The following is a 19088-nucleotide window of genomic DNA, read 5'->3' as shown; positions in this document are numbered from 1 at the left end:
AACTCGTTAAAGGTCAAGCGGTCGCACGCCTTGACAGGTTCTCGTCGCGCTCACATCATCTGGGGCATCAACCCACGGCTAACACGAGTTAGGCCCCTGACACGATGACCGACTCGCACCTCACCCGCCGCGCCCTGTTGCGGTACGGCGCCTACGGCGCGGGGGCCGCCGCCCTGGCGGGCACCGCCGCGAGCTGGGACCGGCTCACCGGAGCCGACATCCCCGGCCGGGACGACGGCTCCCTCGTCGTCGCCACACTGGGCCCCGCCTACGGGCCGGAGGCCATCCGCACGCTCCAGGAGGGCTTCGCCGAGCTGCACCCCGACATCAAGCTCCGCATCAACGCGGTCCAGGCCGTCGACTGGTCGGACTTCTTCGCGAAGATCCTCACCCAGGTCGCGGCGGGCACCGCCCCCGACCTCGTCTACGTCGCCACCGAGGGCGTGCAGCTGTTCGCGCAGCGCCTCGGCGTGGCCCTGGACAAGTGGGTGAAGCGGGACGCGGCCGAGCTGAAGGAGTACTTCGCCGACGTCCACCCCTCACTGGTGGAGTCGATGATGTACGAGGGCAGCCTCTACCAGCTGCCGGTGGAGTTCAACGCGGCCGACATGTACTTCAACCGGCAGGTGCTGAAGCGGGCGGGCGCCGCGTTCCCGCCGGCGGACTGGACCCGCGACGACTTCACGGCGCTGCTGCGGGACATGAAGAGGACGGGCGGCTCCCGCTTCACGCCGTACTTCTGGACGAACCGGCTGTGGGGCGGCGTGGTGCCCTGGCTGTTCGCCAACGACACCAACCTGCTCGCCGAGTCGAAGGCGCCCGGCGGGCAGTGGCTGTGGGACGGCTTCTACCCGGCCGGGCAGCGCGCGGGCCGCGGCGGGGGTTTCCGCTGGACGACGCCGCAGGCCACGCACGACCGGGTGGAGGAGGTCTACGACTATCTGGCCTCCCTCATCCAGGAGGGCCTGTGCACCCGTCCCGAGGGCGGCAACGGCCAGAACCTCATCGGCGTGTTCTCCACGGGCCGGGTCGGGGTCACCCCGGCGGGCGGCTTCTGGGCGGGCGGCCTGCACCTGGCGGGCATGGACCGCGACGGCTTCGACGTGCAGTACTTCCCGCGCTGGCGCACCCAGCGCATGCAGTACGGGGCGGCCGGCTACGCGCTGCTGCGCACCTCGACGATGCAGGACGAGGCGTGGGAGTTCATCAAGTACGCCGCCCGCAAGGACACCCTGGAGCGGCTGTTCGCCACGAACCAGACGACCCCGGCCCGCCGCTCGCTGCTGACCGCCGACCGCTACGAGAAGACCGGCCCGGCGCACTGGCCGGTCTTCTACGACACCCTCGACCGCTTCCCCGACACGGGGCCGATCCCGGCGCCGCCGCAGGTCGCCGAGGTCGAGCAGGTGCTGCTGAAGCACACGGGCACGGCCCTGGCCTCGCCGCGCTCGGTGCGACCCGCGCTGCGCCGGATGCAGGGCGATCTGGAGAAGGCCATGGAGCGTGAGGTATGACGAACACCCAGATACCGCCCGCGCGGGCGGCAGAGCCCGGGACGCCGCCGTCGCCGACGCCGAAGCGGCCCCCGGCCCGCGACCGCGGCACCCGGCTGCTCGCCACCCTGTTCCTGGCCCCGACGATCGTCGGCATCGTCGTCTTCACGGTCGTGCCGATCATCGGCTCGGTGGTGCTGAGCCTCTTCCACTGGAACGTGATCGACTCGCCGAGCTACGCCGGGCTCGCCAACTACGGCGAGGTGTTCGGCGACGAGACCGTGCTGGTGTCCTTCCGCAACACGCTGGTGTTCATGGTGTTCGCGGTGGCGCTGCAACTGCTCGTCGCGCTGACGCTGGCGCTGGCCGTGAACGGGCGCATGCCGGTGTGGCTGCGGTCGGTGTTCCGCTCGGCGTTCTTCTTTCCGCTGGTGCTGTCCGCCGCGTCGATCTCGGTGGTGATGAAGTACCTGTTCAACCAGGACTTCGGAGTGATCAACTGGCTGCTCGGCTTCGTCGGGATCGCGCCGGTGCCCTGGCTGACGTCGGAGAACGCGGCCATGGCGACGGTCGTCCTGGTCTACGTCTGGCAGCAGTTCGGCTTCTCGTTCCTGCTGTTCGTCGGCGGGCTGAACAACATCCCGAAGGAGATCCACGAGGCCGCCGCCCTGGACGGCGCGACGGGCCTGCGCAAGCACCTGTCCGTCACCCTGCCGCTGCTGTCGCCGACCCTGCTGGTCGCCTCCGTCGTCGGCATCATCAACGCGCTCCAGGTCTTCGAGCAGCCCTACGTCCTCACCAACGGCGGGCCGGGCGACGCCACCCGCACGGTCGTGATGGTCATCTACGAGAACGCCTTCGAGCAGCTCCGCTTCGGCGAGGCGTCCGCGGTGGGTGTGCTGCTGTTCGTGCTGATCATGGCGGTCACCGCCCTCCAGTTCCGGCTCAGCCGGCGTTTCGTCCACTACCAGTGAGCCGGGTGAGTCCTGCCATGAGTCAAGCAACCCTGTCCTTCGGCCGCGTGCGGCACGGGCTCGCGCCCTGGGCGCGGATCGCCGGGCTGGCCGTGTGCGCGCTGCTCACCCTCGGCCCGGTGGTGTGGACCGTCTCCACCTCGCTGCGCACCCCCGCCGAGGCGTTCGACCTGCCGCCGCAGCTGATCCCGGCGAACCCCTCCACCGAGGCCTACCGCGGGGTGTTCGACCAGATCGACGTCTGGCTGCTCGCGCTGAACTCCACCCTGGTCACGGGCCTCATCGCCATCGGCCAGATGATCACGGCCGGGCTGGCCGGATACGCCTTCGCCCGGCTGGAGTTCCGCTTCAAGAAGCCGCTGTTCGGCCTCGTCCTGGCGACGATGATGGTGCCGTTGCAGGTCACCATCGTGCCGGTGTTCCTGGTGCTGAAGTCGATGAGCCTGACCGACACCCTGCTCGGGCTGATCATCCCGGCGTTCCCGACCGCCTTCGGCACGTTCCTGATGCGGCAGTACTTCCTGGGCATGCCCAAGGATCTCGGCGAGGCGGCGATGCTGGACGGGGCCGGGCCCTGGCGGACCTTCCGGTCCGTGTACGCCCCGCTGGCCGCGCCCGGCCTCGCGATCGTCGGTGTCCTGGCCTTCAACTACCACTGGAACGAGTTCTTCCGGCCGTTGATCCTGGAGACGTCGGGCCAGAACTACACGTTGCCGCTGGGCCTGGTCTCCCTCCAGGGCAACCTCGGCACCGGCTCCATCTCCGTCGTCCTCGCCGGTGTCGTGCTGTCCATGATCCCCGCCGTCCTCGTGTTCGTCGTCGGCCAGCGCCCTCTGCGTGAGGGCATCACCTCCGCTGGAGTCAACCGTTGAGCCTCGCCGCTCCCCCGCAGGACCCGCACGCCCCGCGCTTCCGGGTCCGCCCGCCCGCCCACTGGATGAACGACCCGAACGGTCCCTTCCGCTGGCGCGGCCGCTACCACCTCTTCTACCAGCACAACCCGGACGCCCCGGTGCACGCCAACGTGCACTGGGGACACGCTTCCAGCCCCGACCTCGCCCGCTGGGAGCACCACCCGATCGCGCTCACCCCGACACCGGGCGGCCCGGACGAGGCGGGCTGCTGGTCGGGGTGCGTCGTCGACGACGGGGGCGTGCCGACGGCCGTCTACACCGGCGTCGACCGGCACCACACCGGCCTCGGCGCGGTCTGCCTGGCCCGGGCGGCGGACCCGGAGGACCCCGCGCTGACCGAGTGGGCTCCCCTGCCCACGCCGGTGGTGACGGGCCCGCCGGAGGGGCTGGACGTGGTCATGTTCCGCGACCCGTTCGTCTTCCGGCACGAGGGCCGGCGCTGGGCACTCGTCGGCGCCGGTCACGGCGACGGCACCCCGTCCGTCCTGCTGTACGACTGCGACGACCTGACCGACTGGCGGTTCGCCGGGGTGCTCCTGGACGGCCACGACCCGGCCGCCCGCGGGGCCTTCGGCGACCGGGCCACCGGCTGGGAGTGCCCGCAGCTGTACGCGACGGGCGGGGGCGAGTGGGTGCTGGTCGTGTCGTTGTGGGACGGCCACCCGTGGACCACCGGGTATCTGACGGGTCATCTGGACACCGACCTGGGTTTCTCCGCCCGCGCGGGCGGCCGGCTCGACCACGGCCGCGACTTCTACGCGCCGGCGGTGCTCCAGGAACGGGACCGGGCCCTGATGTGGGGCTGGTCCTGGGAGGCCCGGGACCAGGGCGACGCCGACTGGGCGGGAGTGCTGACCGCTCCCCGCGTCGTCGACGTCCACCCGGACGGGGCGCTGCGCGTGAGCCCGGCCCCGGAGCTGGACCGGCTGCGCGCGGCCGAGCCGTTCGTCACCGCCCCGGGCCGGGCGGCGCTGCCGGACGCGTACGACCTGACCGTCAGCGCCCGCGGCCGCACCACCGTGCGTCTGCTGCGCTCCGCCTCGGGTGCCGAGCTCACCGTCCTGCTCGATCCGGACGAGGGCACGGTCACGCTGGACCGGGACGCCTGGCCCCGCCAGGGGTCCGCGGCGCCGATCGTCGTCCCCGTGCCGGCGGGCGAGGAGCTGACGGTACGCGTCCTCGTCGACGGCTCGCTGTACGAGCTGTTCGTCGGGGACCGGGCCATGGTCACCGAGCGCGTCTACCGACGGGCCGACGACGTCGCGGAGTTGTCCGTGACGCGGCCGGACGCGGCCGTCACCGGATGGGCGCTGGTCCCACCGACGCGCGGCTGATCACCGGGCAGGCCAGGCGCCGCACGGTCGCGGGCGGGGTCCGGCCGGTGGCGATGGAGTCCAGCAGGAGCCGCGCCGCGGCCTCTCCCATGGCCCGGTGGGGCAGGGCGACGGTGGTCAGGGGCGGCGCGAGATACGCGGCCATGTGCTCCTGGTCGTCGTAGCCCACCACCGACAACTCGCCGGGTACGGCGATCCCGAGCCGGGTCGCGGCGTGCAGGACGCCCGCCGCGACCCGGTCGTTGTAGGCGAAGATCCCGGTGGGCCGCCGCTCGGCCGGCGCCCCGTCGAGCAGGCGCGCCGCGCCCTCGTACCCGCCGGAGATCTCCCCGCCGGTCCGCACGACCCAGTCCCTCGGCACGGTGATGCCCTCGGCGCGCAGCGCGTCGCGGAAGCCGCGCAGCCGCTCCACGGAGGCGATGTCGTCCTGCCCGCCGACGAGCGCCACGCGCCGGTGCCCCTGCTCCAGCAGCAGCCGGGCCGCCGTTCGGCCGCCCGCGCGCTCGGCGGGGATGACGGCGGGCAGGGAGTCGTCCTCGGGCAGGCAGTTGGCCAGCACGGAGTGGGTGCGGTGCAGGCCCTCGGGGACGCGGACGCGGCGCAGCGACATGGCCGCGTAGATGATGCCGTCGACGCGCCGGTCGAGGAGTTCGGCGACCGCCGCGTCCTCCTTGGCCGGGTCGCCGCCCGAGTCGACGGTGAGGACCAGGTGTTCCCCGGCCCACGCGGTGTCCATGGCGCCGCGCAGCAGCCGCCCCGCGAACGGGGAGGAGGCGATCTCATCGGTGACCAGGCCGATCACGGCCGTACGGCTGCGGCGCAGGCCGCGCGCGACGGGGTCGGGCCGGTAGCCGAGCTGGGCGGCGGCCTGCCGGATGCGTTCCTGGGTGGCGGGCGAGAGGTTGCCCTCGGCGCGGCCGTTGAACACGAAGGAGACCGCGGTGTGGGACACGCCGGCGAGCCGGGCCACGTCCCGCGAGGTGGGACGCCCCGATCCCGTCGCCGGCTTCCGCTCGGCGCTGCCCATGCCGTCCGCCGTCCTCATCCCCCACCTGTCCGGTTGATCATTGCTCACCCTATCCGTGACGCTGGAGGGACGACACAGTCAACGGGAAGGTCCGACGGTGATCAGCATCCCGACGCACACGCTCAACGACGGTACGACGCTCCCCGCCCTGGGCCTGGGCACCTGGCCGCTCGGCGACGACGAGGCGCAGCAGGCCGTCCTCACGGCCCTGGAGGCGGGCTACCGCCTGATCGACACGGCGACGAACTACCGCAACGAGACGGGGGTCGGCCGGGCCGTGGCCTCCGGCGTGGTGCCGCGCGAGGAGATCGTCGTGACGACGAAGCTCCCGGGCCGCCACCACGGCTACGAGGAGACCCTCGCCTCCTTCGAGGAGTCCCGGGCCCGCCTCGGCCTGGAATACGTCGACCTGTACCTGATCCACTGGCCGCTGCCCCGCGTGGACCGATACGTCGACTCCTGGAAGGCCATGGTCAAGCTGCGCGAGGACGGCCTCGTGCGGTCGATCGGCGTCTCGAACTTCACCGCCGCGCACATCGAGCGGCTGGAGAAGGAGACCGGGGTGCTGCCGTCCGTCAACCAGATCGAGCTGCACCCGTTCCTGCCGCAGGAGGAACTGCGCGCCTTCCACGCGGCCAAGGGCATCGTCACCGAGAGCTGGAGCCCGCTGGGCCGGGGCACGCCCCTGCTGGACGACCCGGCCGTGGCGCGGATCGCCGAGGCGCACGGGGTCACGCCCGGGCAGGTCGTGCTGCGCTGGCACACGCAGCTCGGCGCGGTGCCCGTCCCGAAGTCGGCGAGCCCCGAGCGGCAGCGCGCCAACCTCGACGTCTTCGGCTTCGAGCTCGGCGAGGACGAGATGGACGCCGTCGCGGACCGGGCGCACCGGCGGGTCGGCGGGGACCCCGAGGTGCACGAGGAGTTCTGACGGGTACCCGGGGCCCGCGAGGCAGGAAGGAGCCGCGGGTGGCTGACCGGGACCGGCTGCGGGACTACCGCGGCAAACGCGACTTCGCCCGGACCGGCGAGCCCCGGGGCAGCGGTGCCGCCCCCGGAGCGAGGCCCCGGTTCGTGGTGCAGATCCACGACGCGAGCACGATGCACTTCGACTTCCGCCTTCAGGTGGACGACGTGCTGAAGTCCTGGTCGGTCCCGAAGGGCCCCTCGGCGGACCCGAAGGACAAGCGGCTGGCCGTGCCCACGGAGGACCATCCGCTGGAGTACGAGGAGTTCGAGGGCGTGATCCCGCGCGGCGAGTACGGCGGCGGCACGGTGATCGTGTGGGACCACGGCACGTACGAGCCGCTGAGCCACGACCGCGAGGGGCGGCCCGTGGACTTCGCGGAGTCGCTGGAACGCGGGCACGCGACGTTCCGGCTGAGCGGGTCGAAGCTGCACGGCGAGTACGCCCTGACCCGGTTCCGCGGCGGCCGGCACGGCGACGACGAGGAGGCCTGGTTGCTGGTGAAGCGGACCGGGGGCCGGGCCCGTACGCACGGCGCCCCCGATCCGCGGCGCGCGCGTTCGGTCAAGTCCGGCCGCACCCTCGCCCAGGTCGCGTCGGAGGCGGCCGGGGAGTGAGCGGGTGGGGACCGGGGAGTGCAGGCACCGGTCGAAGAACCGGCGCAGGTCCTCGGCGCTCCGGCATTCTGGTGTGGCTCCGGCATTCCGGTGTGGCAGACAGGATCAGAACAGCGGTGTGAGCGACTGTTCGCACCAGATCGTCTTGCCGCGGGTGGTCTGCCTGCTGCCCCAGCGCTGGGTGAGCTGCGCGACCAGCAGCAGACCGCGGCCGCCCTCGTCGTCCTGGTGGGCCCGCCGCAGGTGCGGGGAGGTCGAACTGCCGTCGGACACCTCGCAGATGAGGGTCTGGTCGCGGATCAGACGGAGCTGGATGGGCGCGGCGCCGTACCGGATGGCGTTGGTGACCAGCTCGCTGACGACGAGTTCGGTGACGAAGGCCGTCTCGTCCAGGCCCCACACGGTGAGCTGGTCGGTGGCGGCCTGGCGGGTGGCGGCCACCTGCGCGGGGTCGGGCGTCACGTCCCAGGTGGCGACCTGGTCCGCGCCGAGCGCCCGGGTACGGGCCAGCAGCAGCGCCACGTCGTCGCTGGGGTCCTCCGGCAGTACGGCCTTCAGCACGGTGTCGCACAGGGCGTCGAGCGAGTCGGCGGGCACGGTCAGGGCGCGGCACAGCTCGTCGGTGGCGTGGTCGACGTCGCGGTAGCGGTCCTCCACGAGGCCGTCGGTGTAGAGGGCGACGACGGAGCCCTCGGGCAGCTGGAGCTCCGTCGCCTCGAACGGCAGCCCTCCGACGCCCAGCGGGGGCCCCGCGCTCATGGGGATCAGCCGGGCGGAGCCGTCGGGCAGCACCAGGGCGGGGGCGGGGTGTCCGGCGGCGGCCAGGTTCAGGCGGCGTGTGACGGGGTCGTAGACGGCGTACAGGCAGGTCGCGCCGAGTTCCGGGACCTCGTCGCCCTGGTCGTCGGTGGCGAGGTGGGTGACCAGGTCGTCGAGGTGGGTGAGGAGTTCGTCCGGCGGCAGGTCCACGTCGGCGAGGGTCCGTACGGCCGTGACCAGCCGGCCCATGGTCGCCGAGGAGGGGATGCCGTGGCCCACGACGTCCCCGACGACCAGCGCGACCCGGCTGCCCGAGAGCGGGATGACGTCGAACCAGTCGCCGCCGATGCCGGCCGCCGAGCCGGAGGGCAGATAGCGGTGGGCGACCTCGACGGCGGCCTGGCCGGGCAGGCCCTTGGGGAGCAGGCTGTGCTGGAGGGCCAGGGCGGTGGTGCGTTCGCGGGCGAAGCGGCGGGCGTTGTCGACGCAGACCGCGGCCCGGCTGGCGAGCTCCTCGGCGAACACGGCGTCGTCGTCGCCGTAGTCGTCCGGCTGCGCCACGCGTACCGCCACGGCGACGCCCAGGGTGGTGCCGCGGGCCCGCAGCGGGACCGCCATCATCGAGTGGACGCCCTTGCGGTAAGGGCGTCCTTCCGGGGCTCGCGCGTTGCGCTCGGCGACCCAGCGCATGAACGCCGGCTCCCCCGCCTGGCTGAGGATCGCCCGGCCCTCCCGCATGGCCCGGGCGATCGGCGAGAACGAGGGGTAGACGTCCACTTCGCCCAGGTGGACGGCGGCTTCGGGGGTGCCCTCGGTGACGGAACCGTGGGCGACCCGCCGCAGCGTGATCTCCCCGGCGGAGGCCGCCGGGGCCTCCTCCGCGCCGAGGACCCAGTCGTACAGGTCGACGCTCGCGAAGTCCGCGAACCGGGGCACCATGACCCCGGTCAGCTCCTCGGCCGTGCGCACCACGTCCAGGGTGGTGCCGATGGCAGCCGCGGCCTCGTTGAGCAGGGCCAGCCGCTGCCGGGCCCAGTACTGCTCGGTGCTGTCGAAGGCGGCCAGGGCGGTGCCCACCAGTTCCCCGGAGCCGTCCCGGACCGGCCACATCTCGGTGACCCAGGCGTGCTCCCGGTTCAGGGCCGGTGCGCCGGTGTAGCTCTCGTACCTCAGGGGCCGGCCCGTCTCGACGACGTGGCGCAGGTGCCAGTTGAAGCCGCGGCTGTGCTCGGCCTCCTCGACGGTCTCCGGGAAGTACCGGCCGAGCAGGGTCTCCTCGGACACGCCCATCACGTGGCAGGCGGCCTCGTTGAGCCGCAGGTAGCGCTGGCCGGTGTCGAAGACGGACATGGACATGGACGCCTGCTGGAACGCGCGGCCGGCGAGGGAGGTCTCCCCGCGGCCGGGTGACGCGGCGGTGATCACGAATCCGCCCGGTTGCCCGTCCCGGCCGGTCACGGCGCACGCGCTGACGCGGATCCCGACGAGGTAGCCGTCGCGGTGCCGCACCATGACGGTGCCCGACCGCGCGGACACCGCCTCGGGCGGCACGTCCTCGGCGAGCAGTTCCCGCACGGGCCGGCCCACTGCCTCCGGGGCCGAGTAGCCGGTCAGCTGCCGGGCACCCTCGCTCCAACCCGTCACTGTGCCGCGGGCGTCGATGATCGCAGCAGCGGAGGCGTCCTCCATATCGTCCAGGATTATCCCTTTGCGGCCCTCTATCAACCGCGCCGCCGCATTCGTGACGGTGTCAGGTCCGGTGGGCGCGGAGGGCGGCGAGCGCCCGGTCGGCGTGGGCGTTCATGCGCAGTTCGCTGCGGACGACGTCGAGGACGGTGAAGTCCGGCGCGATGACGAACGTGGTCCGCTTGGTGGGCGCCAGGGAGAAGCCGCGCTTCACGCCGAACCGCTCGCGGACGGTGCCGTCGGCGTCGGACAGCAGCGGCATGCCGAGGCCGTGCCGGCCGGCGAACTCCTGCTGCCGCTCCACGGCGTCCCCGCTGATGCCCACGGGGCGTGCGCCCGCGGCGGCGAACTCGGCGGCCAGATCGCGGAAGTGGCAGGCCTGCGCGGTACAGCCGGGGGTCAGGGCGGCGGGGTAGAAGAAGAGCACGACCGGCCCTTCGGCGAGCAGTCCGGACAGGGTGCGCTCGGTGCCCGTCTCGTCGGGCAGGGCGAAGTCCTCGACCTTGTCACCGGTCTCCACACGCGCGGTCACGAGCGGCCCTCCGCGTTCCGTGCGACACCGCGGGCCCAGAGCACGAGGGGCACCTGCAGGGGCAGCCGTCCGAAGGCCGCGGCCTTCTGCGGCGCGGGGCGGTGGCGCCAGTCGGCGGCCATCTTCACGTTGGCGGGGAACACCCCGACGAAGAAGGCCGCGGTGGCCAGGGCGGCCGCCTTGCGGGTGCGCGGCAGGGCCAGGCCCGCGGCGAGCGCGAGTTCGGCGGCGCCGCTGGCGTAGGTCCAGGCCCGGGGTGCGCCCGGCAGGCCGCCGGGGATGGTCGCGTCGAACGGGCGGGGAGCGGCGAAGTGGGCGATCCCCGCGGTGGCCAGCAGGCCGGCGAGCAGCAGGGGCGAGCGTTCGGACCGGGGCACGGTTCCTCCTCTGATGGCCTGCCGCGCGATATTACTGGACGGTAGACAGGTCAGTTCAGCGGGTCCCGCGCACGCCGCTGGTGGGCGCCCGGCGTGGAGCCGAACGAGCGGCGGAAGACGTCGATGAACGCGCTGGCGGAGGACCAGCCGCAGCGGTGGGCGACGGTCGTGACGGGCAGGCCGTCGGCCAGCATCCGCAGGGCGTGGTAGAGCCGCGACTGGGTGCGCCACTGCGGGAAGGTCATGCCGAACTCGCCGCGGAAGAGCCGGCTGAGGGTGCGCTCCCCCACTCCGGTCGCGGCGCCGAGCGCGGCGAGCGTGCGCGGATCGGCGGGGTTGTCGTGGACGAGCGCGCAGACGGCGGCCAGGCGCGGGTCGGCCGGGGTGGGCAGGCGCAGGGGCTGCTGCGGCGCGAGGCGCAGCCGGTCGCAGAGGACGGCACGCAGTCGGCGGCGCTCGGGGCTGTCGTCGCCGGGGTCGTGGGTGTAGGCACGGATCAGCTCGCGCAGCAGGGGGCTGACGGCGAGGACGGCCGGGTGGTCGAGGCCGAGGGGGTTGTCGCCTGCGGGCAGGCCGACGAGGTGCAGGTCGAGGCGGCCGTGGGCGCGGTGGGCGTGCACGGTGCCGGCGGGGACCCAGATGGCGCGGGTGGCGGGCGCGAACCAGGTGCCGGCGTCGGTGGTGACCTCGACGACGCCGGTGCCCGCGTGGACGATCTGGTGGTCGTCGTGCCGGTGGGCGTCGATGCGGTCGCCCGCGGTCAGTGGCTGGGCACGGGTCGGTGCCGTGGGGGTGTGGCGGATGTTCGGCACAGTCCGGCAGATTATCGGAAGCGGGCCGGACGCTCTTCCGACGACGATCGCCGGGTGACCACTTCGAGACGCGATCGACCCGTCGTTCTGATGTCCCTGGGGCACGCCTGCGTGGACGTGTACCAGGGGGCCGTGGCCGCTCTGGTGCCGTATTTCGTGGCCGAGCGGGCCTACTCCTATGCCGCCGCCTCGGGCGTGGTGCTCGCCGCGTCCCTGCTGTCGTCGCTGGTGCAGCCGCTGTTCGGGGTGCTCACCGACCGGCGCGCGATGCCGTGGCTGCTGCCGCTGAGCGCGCTCACGGCCGGGGCCGGTGTCGCCCTGAGCGGGGTGACCGGCTCCTACGCGGCGACCCTGGTGGTGGTCACCGTGTCCGGGGTCGGAGTGGCCGCCTACCATCCGGAGGCCGCCAGGGTGGCCAGGGCCGTCGCGGGCGGCCGGCACACGGGGATGGGCTGGTTCTCCTTCGGCGGCAACGCCGGTTTCGCCCTGGCGCCCCTGCTGGTTCTCGCCGTCATGGCGGTGGGCGGGCTGCGCGCCTCTCCCCTGCTGGTCGTTCCGGCGCTGGCGGGCGCGGCGCTGTGCGCGGCGGCGGTGCGGGCGGCTGGGGGCGGCACCGAGGCTGTCCGGGCGCCCGTCGCCGGGGGCCGGGACGACTGGGCGTCCTTCCTGCGGTTGTCCGGCGCCGTGGTCTGCCGCTCGGTGGTGTTCGTCGGCCTGAGCGCGTTCGTCGCGCTGTACGTGCGGGAACGCGTCGGCGGCGGGGAACCGGCCGGTACGGCGGCGCTGTTCGTGCTCTATGCCGGGGGCGCGGTGGGGACGCTGGCGGGGGGCCGGCTGGCCGAGCGGTACGGGCGACTGGCGGTGGTGCGCCGGTCGTACGCCCTGACGGTTCTGGCCGTGGCCGGTCTGGTCGTGGTGCCCGGCCCGCCGGTGTACCTGTTCGTGGCGCTGACGTCGGCGGGCCTGTACGTGCCGTTCTCGCTGCACCTCACCCTGGGACAGGACTTCCTGCCCCGGCGGGTGGGCACCGCGAGCGGTGTCACGCTGGGGCTGACGGTGAGCGTCGGCGGCCTCGCGGCTCCCGCACTCGGGGCACTGGCCGACGCGACGTCGCTGCGGACGGCCCTGGTGCCGCTGATCGCTCTGCCCGCGCTGGGCCGACTGCTGCTGTGCCGCCTGCGCGAACCCGCGCCGCCGGGTCCCGCGGCCGCCGAGCGCGCGGATCCCCGGGACCCGGCCGCGCGGTGAGCGGAGAGCGGCCCTGGCCGCAAGGGCGGCCGGCGAGCGGCGATCGACCCTGGCCGCAAGGGCAGCGGGTGGGCGGGGCTCAGGCCTTGCCCACGGGGGCTGACTGGGATTCGGGGTCCTCGTCGGCGGCGTGGGCGAGGAAGTCGTCGACCATGCGGTGGAAAAGCGTGGCGAGCTGCCGCAGCTCCTCGGGTGACCAGTCGGACAGGGCCATCTGCATGCCGCGGACCCCCGCCTCGCGGACCTTGGCGATGGCCCGCGCCCCGGCCTCGGTGAGCTCGATGCGCTGGGCACGGCGGTCGTCGGGGTCGGGGACGCGGGTGACGTAGCCGGACTTCTGCAACTGCTGCACCGTCCGCGTGACGTGCGAGGCCTCCACGCCCAGCCGGGTGGCCAGCTCCCCGGGCCGCAGCGGCTCGCAGTCGGCGATCTGCCGGAGCAGCGCGACGGCGGCGCGGTCGAGCGGCACGCCCGCCAGGGCCATCAACCGGTCGTGCTGGCGGGCGCGCGTGCTCAGGTAGGTGATGCGGGTGAGCGCACGCTCGATCTCGGTGACTTCCGGGGAGGGGACGTCGGGGAGCGGTGGTGTGGGCATGGACCCACTTTACCAGCTCGTTGCGTAACTCAAGTAAATCGAGTCGTTCACTCCCCCAGCCGGATCGCGGCCGCCGGACAGATCGCCACGGCCTCGCGCACCTCCACCAAGGAGTCCCCCGCGGGCCGTTCGTCCAGTACGAAGGCGATGCCGTCCTCCTCGCGCTGGTCGAAGACCTCGGGGGCGGCCATGACGCACTGCCCCGAGGCGACGCACTTCGGCTCGTCCAGTTCCACTCGCATGTCTGCCTCCTGCTGGTTCCGCGTCACCATGTGGCGGCAGTTCGTAGACGCCGTACACCGAGCCGTCGTGCTTGAACGGCAGGCTCTCCACCGGGGCGGCGAGCCGCAGCGTGGGGATGCGGCGGTAGAGGGTGCCGCAGACGACCTGGAGTTCCACGCGGGCCAGCGGCTGGCCCAGGCGCTGGTGCACGCCGAAGCCGAACGCGACGTGCCGGCGGGCGTCGCGGCGCAGGTCGAGCCGGTCCGGGTCGGGGAAGGCGGCGGGATCCCGGTTGGCCAGGTCGGAGTCGCACACCGTCAGCACGAGGGCCGGCGGGCGGTGGGCGAGCGCGAGGGGGCTTCGCCTGCCCAGTCGCGCCAGGTCGGGCAACTCACCGTCGAGGACGACGAGATCGAACCGGTGCCGTTCGACCCGCGCCAGCACCTCGCCCCCGGAATCCGTCAGGCTGATCCGGTAGCCCGCCAGCTCCAGGGTGGTCGAGAGCAGTTCGGCGAGCTCCGGCTCCCGCACGACGAGCAGCAGGTGCTGCCCGTCCCCGCGCGCGAGCGCCGGCCTCTCACGGATGCTGCCGTACGGCGACGAGGTAGCCATGCGCCCACCCTACCGTCCTACTTGCCTGACTCAAGCAATACCAGCCACGCCCGGCCGCCGTCCCGTCGACGCCGTTCAGGGGAATGGCACGCCGAACGCGCGTGACCGGGCACCGGCGCGTCGACAACTCACCCGTGGACCTGCCGCTGATCCCGCCCATGCTCGCCACGCCCGGCACCCTGCCGCCCGCCGCGCAGGACGCGCGCTGGGCCTACGAGACCAAGCAGGACGGCCAGCGCGTGGTGGTCTACCTCCCCGGGGACGGCGGCGTGCTGCTGCGGGCCCGGTCGGGCGAGGACATCACGGCCGCGTACCCGGAACTGGGTCCGCTCGGCACCGCGCTCGGCACCACGCCCGCCGTGCTCGACGGGGAGGTCCTGGCCCTGGACGAACAGGGCCGCGCGAACTTCCAGTTGCTGCAGTCCCGCATGGGTCTCGCCCACGCACCCGCGCGGGCGGCGCGGCGGGCGGCGGAGGTGCCGGTCCATCTCGTGCTGTTCGACCTGCTGCACCTGGAGGACCGCTCCCTGCTCCGGCTCCCCTACGCACGGCGCCGCGCGGCACTGGAGGACCTGGGCCTCGCCGGGCCGTCCTGGTCGACACCGGCCGCGATCGTCGGCCACGGCGCCGAGGCCCTGCGCGCCACCCGTGAGCACGGCCTGGAGGGGCTGGTCTGCAAGCGGCTGGACTCGGTGTACGAGCCGGGCGTGCGCTCCCGGGCCTGGATCAAGATCCGCAACATGCGCACCGAGGACGTCCTGGTCGGCGGCTGGCAGCCCGGCAAGGGGCGGCTCACGGGCCTGCCGGGCGCGGTGCTGGTCGGTCAGCGGGCCGCGGGGCGGCTGCGCTACGTCGGGAGCGTGGGCACCGGCTGGAGCGAGGCCGAACGGACCGAACTGGCCGGGCTGCTGCGAGCCGCCGCGACCGACGCCTGCCCCTTCGACCCCGCCCCGCGCGCTCCCGGCGCGCACTGGGTCGTCCCCCGACTGGTCGGCGAGGTCCGCTACAGCACCCGGACCCGGGAGGGGCTGCTGCGGCAGCCGTCCTGGCTGCGGCTCCGGCCGGACCTCACGCCCGAGGAGGCGGCGGCCGACATCCCGGACGACATGGTCTGAATCGGCGGCCGGGCGCCAACTATTGGGCTGTGATTCACCGTTGGGATCCCCCACCCCTCTTGGCATGGACGCGCTGAACCTGGAAGCTGATCCTCCCTTCCCCCACAGCCGTTGGGCTGCGCCCGGACCAAGAGGAGGACGCAGTGTCGTCACGCCCGTTCGCCCACCGCAGGAGATGGCTCACCGGAGCGGCCGGTGCCGCCGCCCTCGTGCTCGCCCTCCCCGCCACGGCCTTCGCCGCCCCGCCGCGGGCGCTGCCGGCCAACGCGGAGTCGCTGGAGCAGACGTACCAGCCCGCCTACGACTACGACACCGACGGCTGCTACTCCACGCCCGCCATCGGCCCGGACGGCACCGTGAACGGCGGGCTCAACCCGACCGGGGCCCTCAACGGCGACTGCCGCGACGCCTCGGACCTGGACAACACCAACGGCTACTCCCGTTACAAGTGCAACAACGGCTGGTGCGCCATCCTCTACGCCCTGTACTTCGAGAAGGACCAGGCGATCGCGGGCAGCAGCATCGGCGGCCACCGGCACGACTTCGAGCACGTGGCGGTGTTCGTGCAGAACAACCAGGTCAAGTACGTGTCCACGTCCGCCCACGGCTCCTTCGACGTGCACCCGGCGTCCGAGGTCCGCTTCGACGGCACGCACCCGAAGATCGTGTACCACAAGGACGGCGCGAGCACGCACTGCTTCCGCCTGGCCAACTCGGGCGACGAGCCGCCGGAGAACCACAAGGGCACCTGGCAGTACCCGCCGCTGGTCGGCTGGAACGGCTACCCGGCCGGGGTGCGCGACAAGCTCACGTCGTACAACTTCGGCAGCGCCAACTTCGGCCTGAAGGACGCCAACTTCGCCAACCACCTGGCGTCCGCCAAGCCCTCGGGCATCGCCTTCGATCCCTACGCGTGATGCCACCCCCGGCCGGGGGCCTAGGTCCCCGGCCGGGCCCGCTTTCCGCCCCGCGTCCGATCCGCCGGCCGAGGGCGGCCGCATAGCGTCCCGCCATGGACACGCACGACACGACAGGGACCCTCGAAGAGGCCCTCGGACGCCTGCACGCCTCGGGCCCGGAGCGGCTCGGCAGACTCACCAACCACGCCCCCATGGTGGTGGAGGCGCTCGCCGCGCACGGCCGGGCGGACGCCGTGCACCGCTGGCTGGACCTGTACCGGCCCAAGCTGGAGGACTTCCCCCGGCCCTTCTCCCCCGTGACGGACGCCGACTGGCGTGAGGCGCTGGGCGATCCGCGCCGGGCCGCGGACTGGATCGGCCACTTCGGCCGCGCACTCGCCGAACAGCCCTGGCGGGACGTCCTCGCCGTCTGGTGGCCCCGCCTGCTGCCCGGGATCTACGGCGGCTCCACCCACCCCGTCATCCGCGTCGGGCACGCCGTACGGGCCCTGGAAGCCGGGGAGAACGGGCCGCGGCTCGCCGAACTCGCCCACGGTCTGGGCTACTGGGCGGCCCGACACCGCCCCGTGTCCGGCATCGCGCCGCTTCCCCCGGCGCCGAGCGCCGCCCGGTCGCTGGACGCCGTGCCGCCGATCACCGACCCCCGGGGCGGGTTCCCCGACCGGCTGGCGGCCGTACGGCGGCTGCCGCGCTGGGCGGGCGACGTGACCGACCCGGACACCGCCCGGACCCGCCTGACCGAGCTGGTCCGGGCCGCGACCCACCGGTACGCCACCCACGGCCACGGCGAGGAGACCATGCTCGTGCACGCGGCGACGGCACCCAACGCCGTGCTGCGCGCCCTCCCCTCCCTGCCGCGCGAACTGTGGGCGCCGAGTCTGCACGCCGCGTGGACCGCGTCCGCGGCGGTCACCGCCATGTACGCCCCGGCCGGGCCCGCCGCCCCCGTCACCGCGCCGGGCCGCACGGCGGACGAGGTGCTCGAACAGGCCCTCGCCCACGGCGACGAACACGTCATCAAGCTCACCGACACCGCCCTCGACGTCGGCGACGAGCGGGCCCTGGCCGCGGCCCTGCGCGCGATCGAGCTGAGCGAGCCGCTCGCCCCGAACTGACGTGCGCAGAGGGGCGATCGAGGGAGGTACGGCACAGGCGCACTCCGGGGAGGGTCTATCGTGTCCGCATGTCCGTCCCCGAACTGATCCGCATCGTCTCCCGCGACTCCCCCATGGCGCTCGCCCAGGTCGAGCGCGTCCGGGCCGAGTTGGCCGCCGCCCACCCCGGAGTGCGCACCGAGGTCGTCCCGGTGAAGACCACCGGCGACAAGTGGATGGGCGACCTGTCCAAGGTCGAGGGCAAGGGCGCGTTCACCAAGGAGGTCGACGCGGCGCTGCTGGCCGGGGAGGCCGACCTCGCCGTGCACTGCGTGAAGGACGTGCCGGCCGACCGGCCGCTCCCGGCGGGCACGGTGTTCGCCGCGTTCCTCAAGCGGGACGACGTCCGCGACGCCCTGATCCATCCCGGCGGGCTCACCCTGGACGAGCTGCCGGCCGGGACGCGCATCGGCACCTCCTCGGTGCGCCGGGTCGCCCAACTCGCCGCCACGCACCCGCACCTGGAGTGCGTGCCGTTCCGGGGCAACGCCAACCGCCGCCTGGCGAAGCTGGCGGCGGGAGAGGCCGACGCCCTGCTGCTCGCGGTCGCCGGACTGGAGCGCATCGGCCGGACCGACGTGATCAGCGAGATCCTCTCCACCGAGACGATGATGCCGCCGATCGGCGCGGGCGTCCTGGCGCTGCAGTGCCGTGAGGGCGACGCCGACCTGATCGACGCGGTGAGCGGACTCGGCGACCCGGACACCTACCGGGAGACGACCGCCGAGCGCATGTTCCTGCACGTGCTCCAGGGGCACTGCAACAGCCCCATCGCCGGGTTCGCGCGGGTGGACCGCAGCGGCGAACTGTCCCTGCGGGCCTGTGTGTTCACGCCGGACGGCAAGACACGGCTGAACGCCCACGAGTGGGCGGGACGGCTCGATCCGGCCACGCTCGGCACCTCGGTCGCCGTGGCCCTGCTGCGGCAGGGCGCCCGCGAGATCATCGACGGCATCCCGCACTGACGGCGGCGACGCCCTGACACCGGATCAGGCGGTTCCTTCCTCCGCCTGGTCCCGCAGGAAGACGCTCACCTGGTGCGCCAGGCTGTCGCGCACGGCGCCCTGCTGGGCCCCGGCCGATCCCTCGTGCGCACCGATCCCGCCCGACCAGAGCCGGCGGTCGGTCCACTCCTCCTCGACGCGCAACTGCACCTGGACGTCCACCAGACCCAGGGACGACTCGGCGCCGGCCGCGTACAGCACGGCGGTGGCCCGGCGCAGCGGATAGACGTCGAAGCCCTCGATGAACTGCGAGTTGCGCCAGTCGAGGAAGGCACTCTCCCCGTCCGGGCCGATCCGTACGTCGATCTGGCCGTCCTCGAGATGGATGCCGAGGTGCCGGCTGCCACGGTTCTCGACCGTCACGCGGAGGGAGAAGTACGTCAGTCCGTCGGCGGCGTCGTCCCGGCCGCGGGGCGGCTCGGCCAGTTCCAGACGGTGGACGCGGACGCGCAGACCGGCATGCTCGTCGTACTCCTGCCAGTCCCCGACCACGTTCGGCTCGTACACGCTGCACCTCTCGACCTCTGGAAGCTGCTTCCTATCTGTGGTCCGAGCGGACTGTCAAATGAGCAGAATGCGCTGTGGCCAGGCAGTTCACCCCTTTTGATCGGTGATCAAGCCGTGCCCAGCGGTTATCCGGAAACAGTCGGAGAAAGCGCTTGCCGAGGCGTGCCGCACATCACTTTCCCGGGTGAAGATCAATGGGCCAGACGGCCCAGCAGGGCCGAG

At 73.3% G+C, this 19088-nt stretch carries 20 protein-coding genes and 1 pseudogene; 12 read left to right on the top strand and 9 right to left on the bottom strand.

The window, feature by feature from the left end:
* Positions 1-104: 104 nt before the first annotated feature.
* From ACSUPV_RS40020 to ACSUPV_RS40005, 4 genes are read left to right on the top strand one after another with little or no spacing between them, the layout of a single operon-like run.
* Positions 105-1514: an extracellular solute-binding protein gene (locus tag ACSUPV_RS40020; protein WP_037758396.1), complete on the top strand. Its 1410-nt coding sequence runs from the start codon at positions 105-107 to the stop codon at positions 1512-1514.
* Positions 1511-2467 (top strand): carbohydrate ABC transporter permease, encoded by a 957-nt coding sequence (locus tag ACSUPV_RS40015; RefSeq protein WP_037758393.1) that lies wholly within the window; start codon positions 1511-1513, stop codon positions 2465-2467. The genes ACSUPV_RS40020 and ACSUPV_RS40015 overlap by 4 nt, the downstream gene beginning before the upstream one ends.
* Positions 2468-2484: 17 nt before the next feature.
* The gene (locus ACSUPV_RS40010) at positions 2485-3339 is read left to right on the top strand and encodes a carbohydrate ABC transporter permease (RefSeq protein ID WP_031116331.1); all 855 of its coding nucleotides are present in this window, start codon (positions 2485-2487) and stop codon (positions 3337-3339) included.
* Positions 3336-4715, top strand: coding sequence for a glycoside hydrolase family 32 protein (locus tag ACSUPV_RS40005; RefSeq protein WP_436949728.1), 1380 nt, complete (start codon positions 3336-3338; stop codon positions 4713-4715). The genes ACSUPV_RS40010 and ACSUPV_RS40005 overlap by 4 nt, the downstream gene beginning before the upstream one ends.
* On the opposite strand, the gene ACSUPV_RS40000 is transcribed toward ACSUPV_RS40005, so the two are convergent.
* A complete protein-coding gene (locus ACSUPV_RS40000; RefSeq protein WP_359791997.1) occupies positions 4678-5667 on the bottom strand; it encodes a LacI family DNA-binding transcriptional regulator in 990 nt (329 codons plus the stop codon). The genes ACSUPV_RS40005 and ACSUPV_RS40000 overlap by 38 nt on opposite strands.
* Between ACSUPV_RS40000 and ACSUPV_RS39995 the strand changes: the two genes are divergently transcribed.
* Genes ACSUPV_RS39995 through ACSUPV_RS39985 form a run of 3 tightly spaced genes read left to right on the top strand, consistent with a single transcriptional unit; the run spans position 5657 to position 7323 of the window.
* Complete coding sequence (locus ACSUPV_RS39995) at positions 5657-5779, top strand: hypothetical protein (RefSeq protein WP_359792000.1); 123 nt, start codon at positions 5657-5659, stop codon at positions 5777-5779. The genes ACSUPV_RS40000 and ACSUPV_RS39995 overlap by 11 nt on opposite strands.
* Before the next feature lie 60 nt (positions 5780-5839).
* Positions 5840-6670: an aldo/keto reductase gene (locus ACSUPV_RS39990; protein WP_037758383.1), complete on the top strand. Its 831-nt coding sequence runs from the start codon at positions 5840-5842 to the stop codon at positions 6668-6670.
* A 38-nt stretch (positions 6671-6708) separates the two neighbouring features.
* The gene (locus tag ACSUPV_RS39985) at positions 6709-7323 is read left to right on the top strand and encodes a DNA polymerase ligase N-terminal domain-containing protein (protein ID WP_436949726.1); all 615 of its coding nucleotides are present in this window, start codon (positions 6709-6711) and stop codon (positions 7321-7323) included.
* 105 nt (positions 7324-7428) lie between these two features.
* On the opposite strand, the gene ACSUPV_RS39980 is transcribed toward ACSUPV_RS39985, so the two are convergent.
* From ACSUPV_RS39980 to ACSUPV_RS39965, 4 genes are all read right to left on the bottom strand, one after another.
* On the bottom strand, positions 7429-9771 hold the full coding sequence (locus tag ACSUPV_RS39980; protein ID WP_436949724.1) for a SpoIIE family protein phosphatase: 2343 nt from the start codon (positions 9769-9771) through the stop codon (positions 7429-7431).
* Positions 9772-9832: 61 nt separating this feature from the next.
* Entirely contained in the window at positions 9833-10300 is a 468-nt protein-coding gene (locus tag ACSUPV_RS39975; protein WP_436949722.1) for a peroxiredoxin, read from the bottom strand.
* The gene (locus tag ACSUPV_RS39970) at positions 10297-10677 is read right to left on the bottom strand and encodes a DoxX family protein (RefSeq protein WP_031116338.1); all 381 of its coding nucleotides are present in this window, start codon (positions 10675-10677) and stop codon (positions 10297-10299) included. The genes ACSUPV_RS39975 and ACSUPV_RS39970 overlap by 4 nt, the downstream gene beginning before the upstream one ends.
* A gap of 50 nt (positions 10678-10727) precedes the next feature.
* Complete coding sequence (locus ACSUPV_RS39965) at positions 10728-11489, bottom strand: AraC family transcriptional regulator (protein ID WP_436949721.1); 762 nt, start codon at positions 11487-11489, stop codon at positions 10728-10730.
* 90 nt (positions 11490-11579) lie between these two features.
* On the opposite strand from ACSUPV_RS39965, the gene ACSUPV_RS39960 reads away from it, so the two are divergent.
* Positions 11580-12737 carry an MFS transporter gene (locus tag ACSUPV_RS39960; protein WP_436949990.1) on the top strand — a complete coding sequence of 386 codons (1158 nt, stop codon included), beginning with the start codon at positions 11580-11582 and terminating at the stop codon, positions 12735-12737.
* A 79-nt stretch (positions 12738-12816) separates the two neighbouring features.
* Here the strand turns inward: ACSUPV_RS39960 and ACSUPV_RS39955 are convergent, their stop codons facing one another.
* The 3 genes and pseudogenes from ACSUPV_RS39955 to ACSUPV_RS39945 all read right to left on the bottom strand — a co-directional run.
* Positions 12817-13332 carry a MarR family winged helix-turn-helix transcriptional regulator gene (locus ACSUPV_RS39955; protein WP_031116341.1) on the bottom strand — a complete coding sequence of 172 codons (516 nt, stop codon included), beginning with the start codon at positions 13330-13332 and terminating at the stop codon, positions 12817-12819.
* A gap of 47 nt (positions 13333-13379) precedes the next feature.
* Positions 13380-13574 (bottom strand): ferredoxin, encoded by a 195-nt coding sequence (locus ACSUPV_RS39950; RefSeq protein WP_436949719.1) that lies wholly within the window; start codon positions 13572-13574, stop codon positions 13380-13382.
* Between the two features lie 34 nt (positions 13575-13608).
* Positions 13609-13857: pseudogene (locus ACSUPV_RS39945) on the bottom strand (cytochrome P450); the annotation flags it as partial.
* A gap of 443 nt (positions 13858-14300) precedes the next feature.
* Here ACSUPV_RS39945 and ligD point away from each other — a divergent pair.
* From ligD to hemC, 4 genes are all read left to right on the top strand, one after another.
* Positions 14301-15281, top strand: coding sequence for a non-homologous end-joining DNA ligase (gene ligD / locus ACSUPV_RS39940; RefSeq protein WP_037758490.1), 981 nt, complete (start codon positions 14301-14303; stop codon positions 15279-15281).
* Between the two features lie 143 nt (positions 15282-15424).
* Positions 15425-16198: an NPP1 family protein gene (locus ACSUPV_RS39935; protein WP_436949718.1), complete on the top strand. Its 774-nt coding sequence runs from the start codon at positions 15425-15427 to the stop codon at positions 16196-16198.
* Positions 16199-16293: 95 nt separating this feature from the next.
* Entirely contained in the window at positions 16294-17316 is a 1023-nt protein-coding gene (locus ACSUPV_RS39930; protein WP_037758362.1) for a questin oxidase family protein, read from the top strand.
* Positions 17317-17384: 68 nt separating this feature from the next.
* Positions 17385-18320 (top strand): hydroxymethylbilane synthase, encoded by a 936-nt coding sequence (gene hemC / locus ACSUPV_RS39925; protein ID WP_031116347.1) that lies wholly within the window; start codon positions 17385-17387, stop codon positions 18318-18320.
* Between the two features lie 24 nt (positions 18321-18344).
* On the opposite strand, the gene ACSUPV_RS39920 is transcribed toward hemC, so the two are convergent.
* Positions 18345-18866, bottom strand: a complete 522-nt coding sequence (locus ACSUPV_RS39920) for a hypothetical protein (RefSeq protein WP_031116348.1) — start codon at positions 18864-18866, stop codon at positions 18345-18347.
* Positions 18867-19088 lie beyond the last annotated feature (222 nt).

Origin of the sequence: Streptomyces sp. SudanB52_2052 (assembly GCF_964272415.1) — a bacterium.
GTDB classification, from domain to species: domain Bacteria; phylum Actinomycetota; class Actinomycetes; order Streptomycetales; family Streptomycetaceae; genus Streptomyces; species Streptomyces olindensis.
This window is presented reverse-complemented; position numbering and strand designations above follow the sequence as displayed.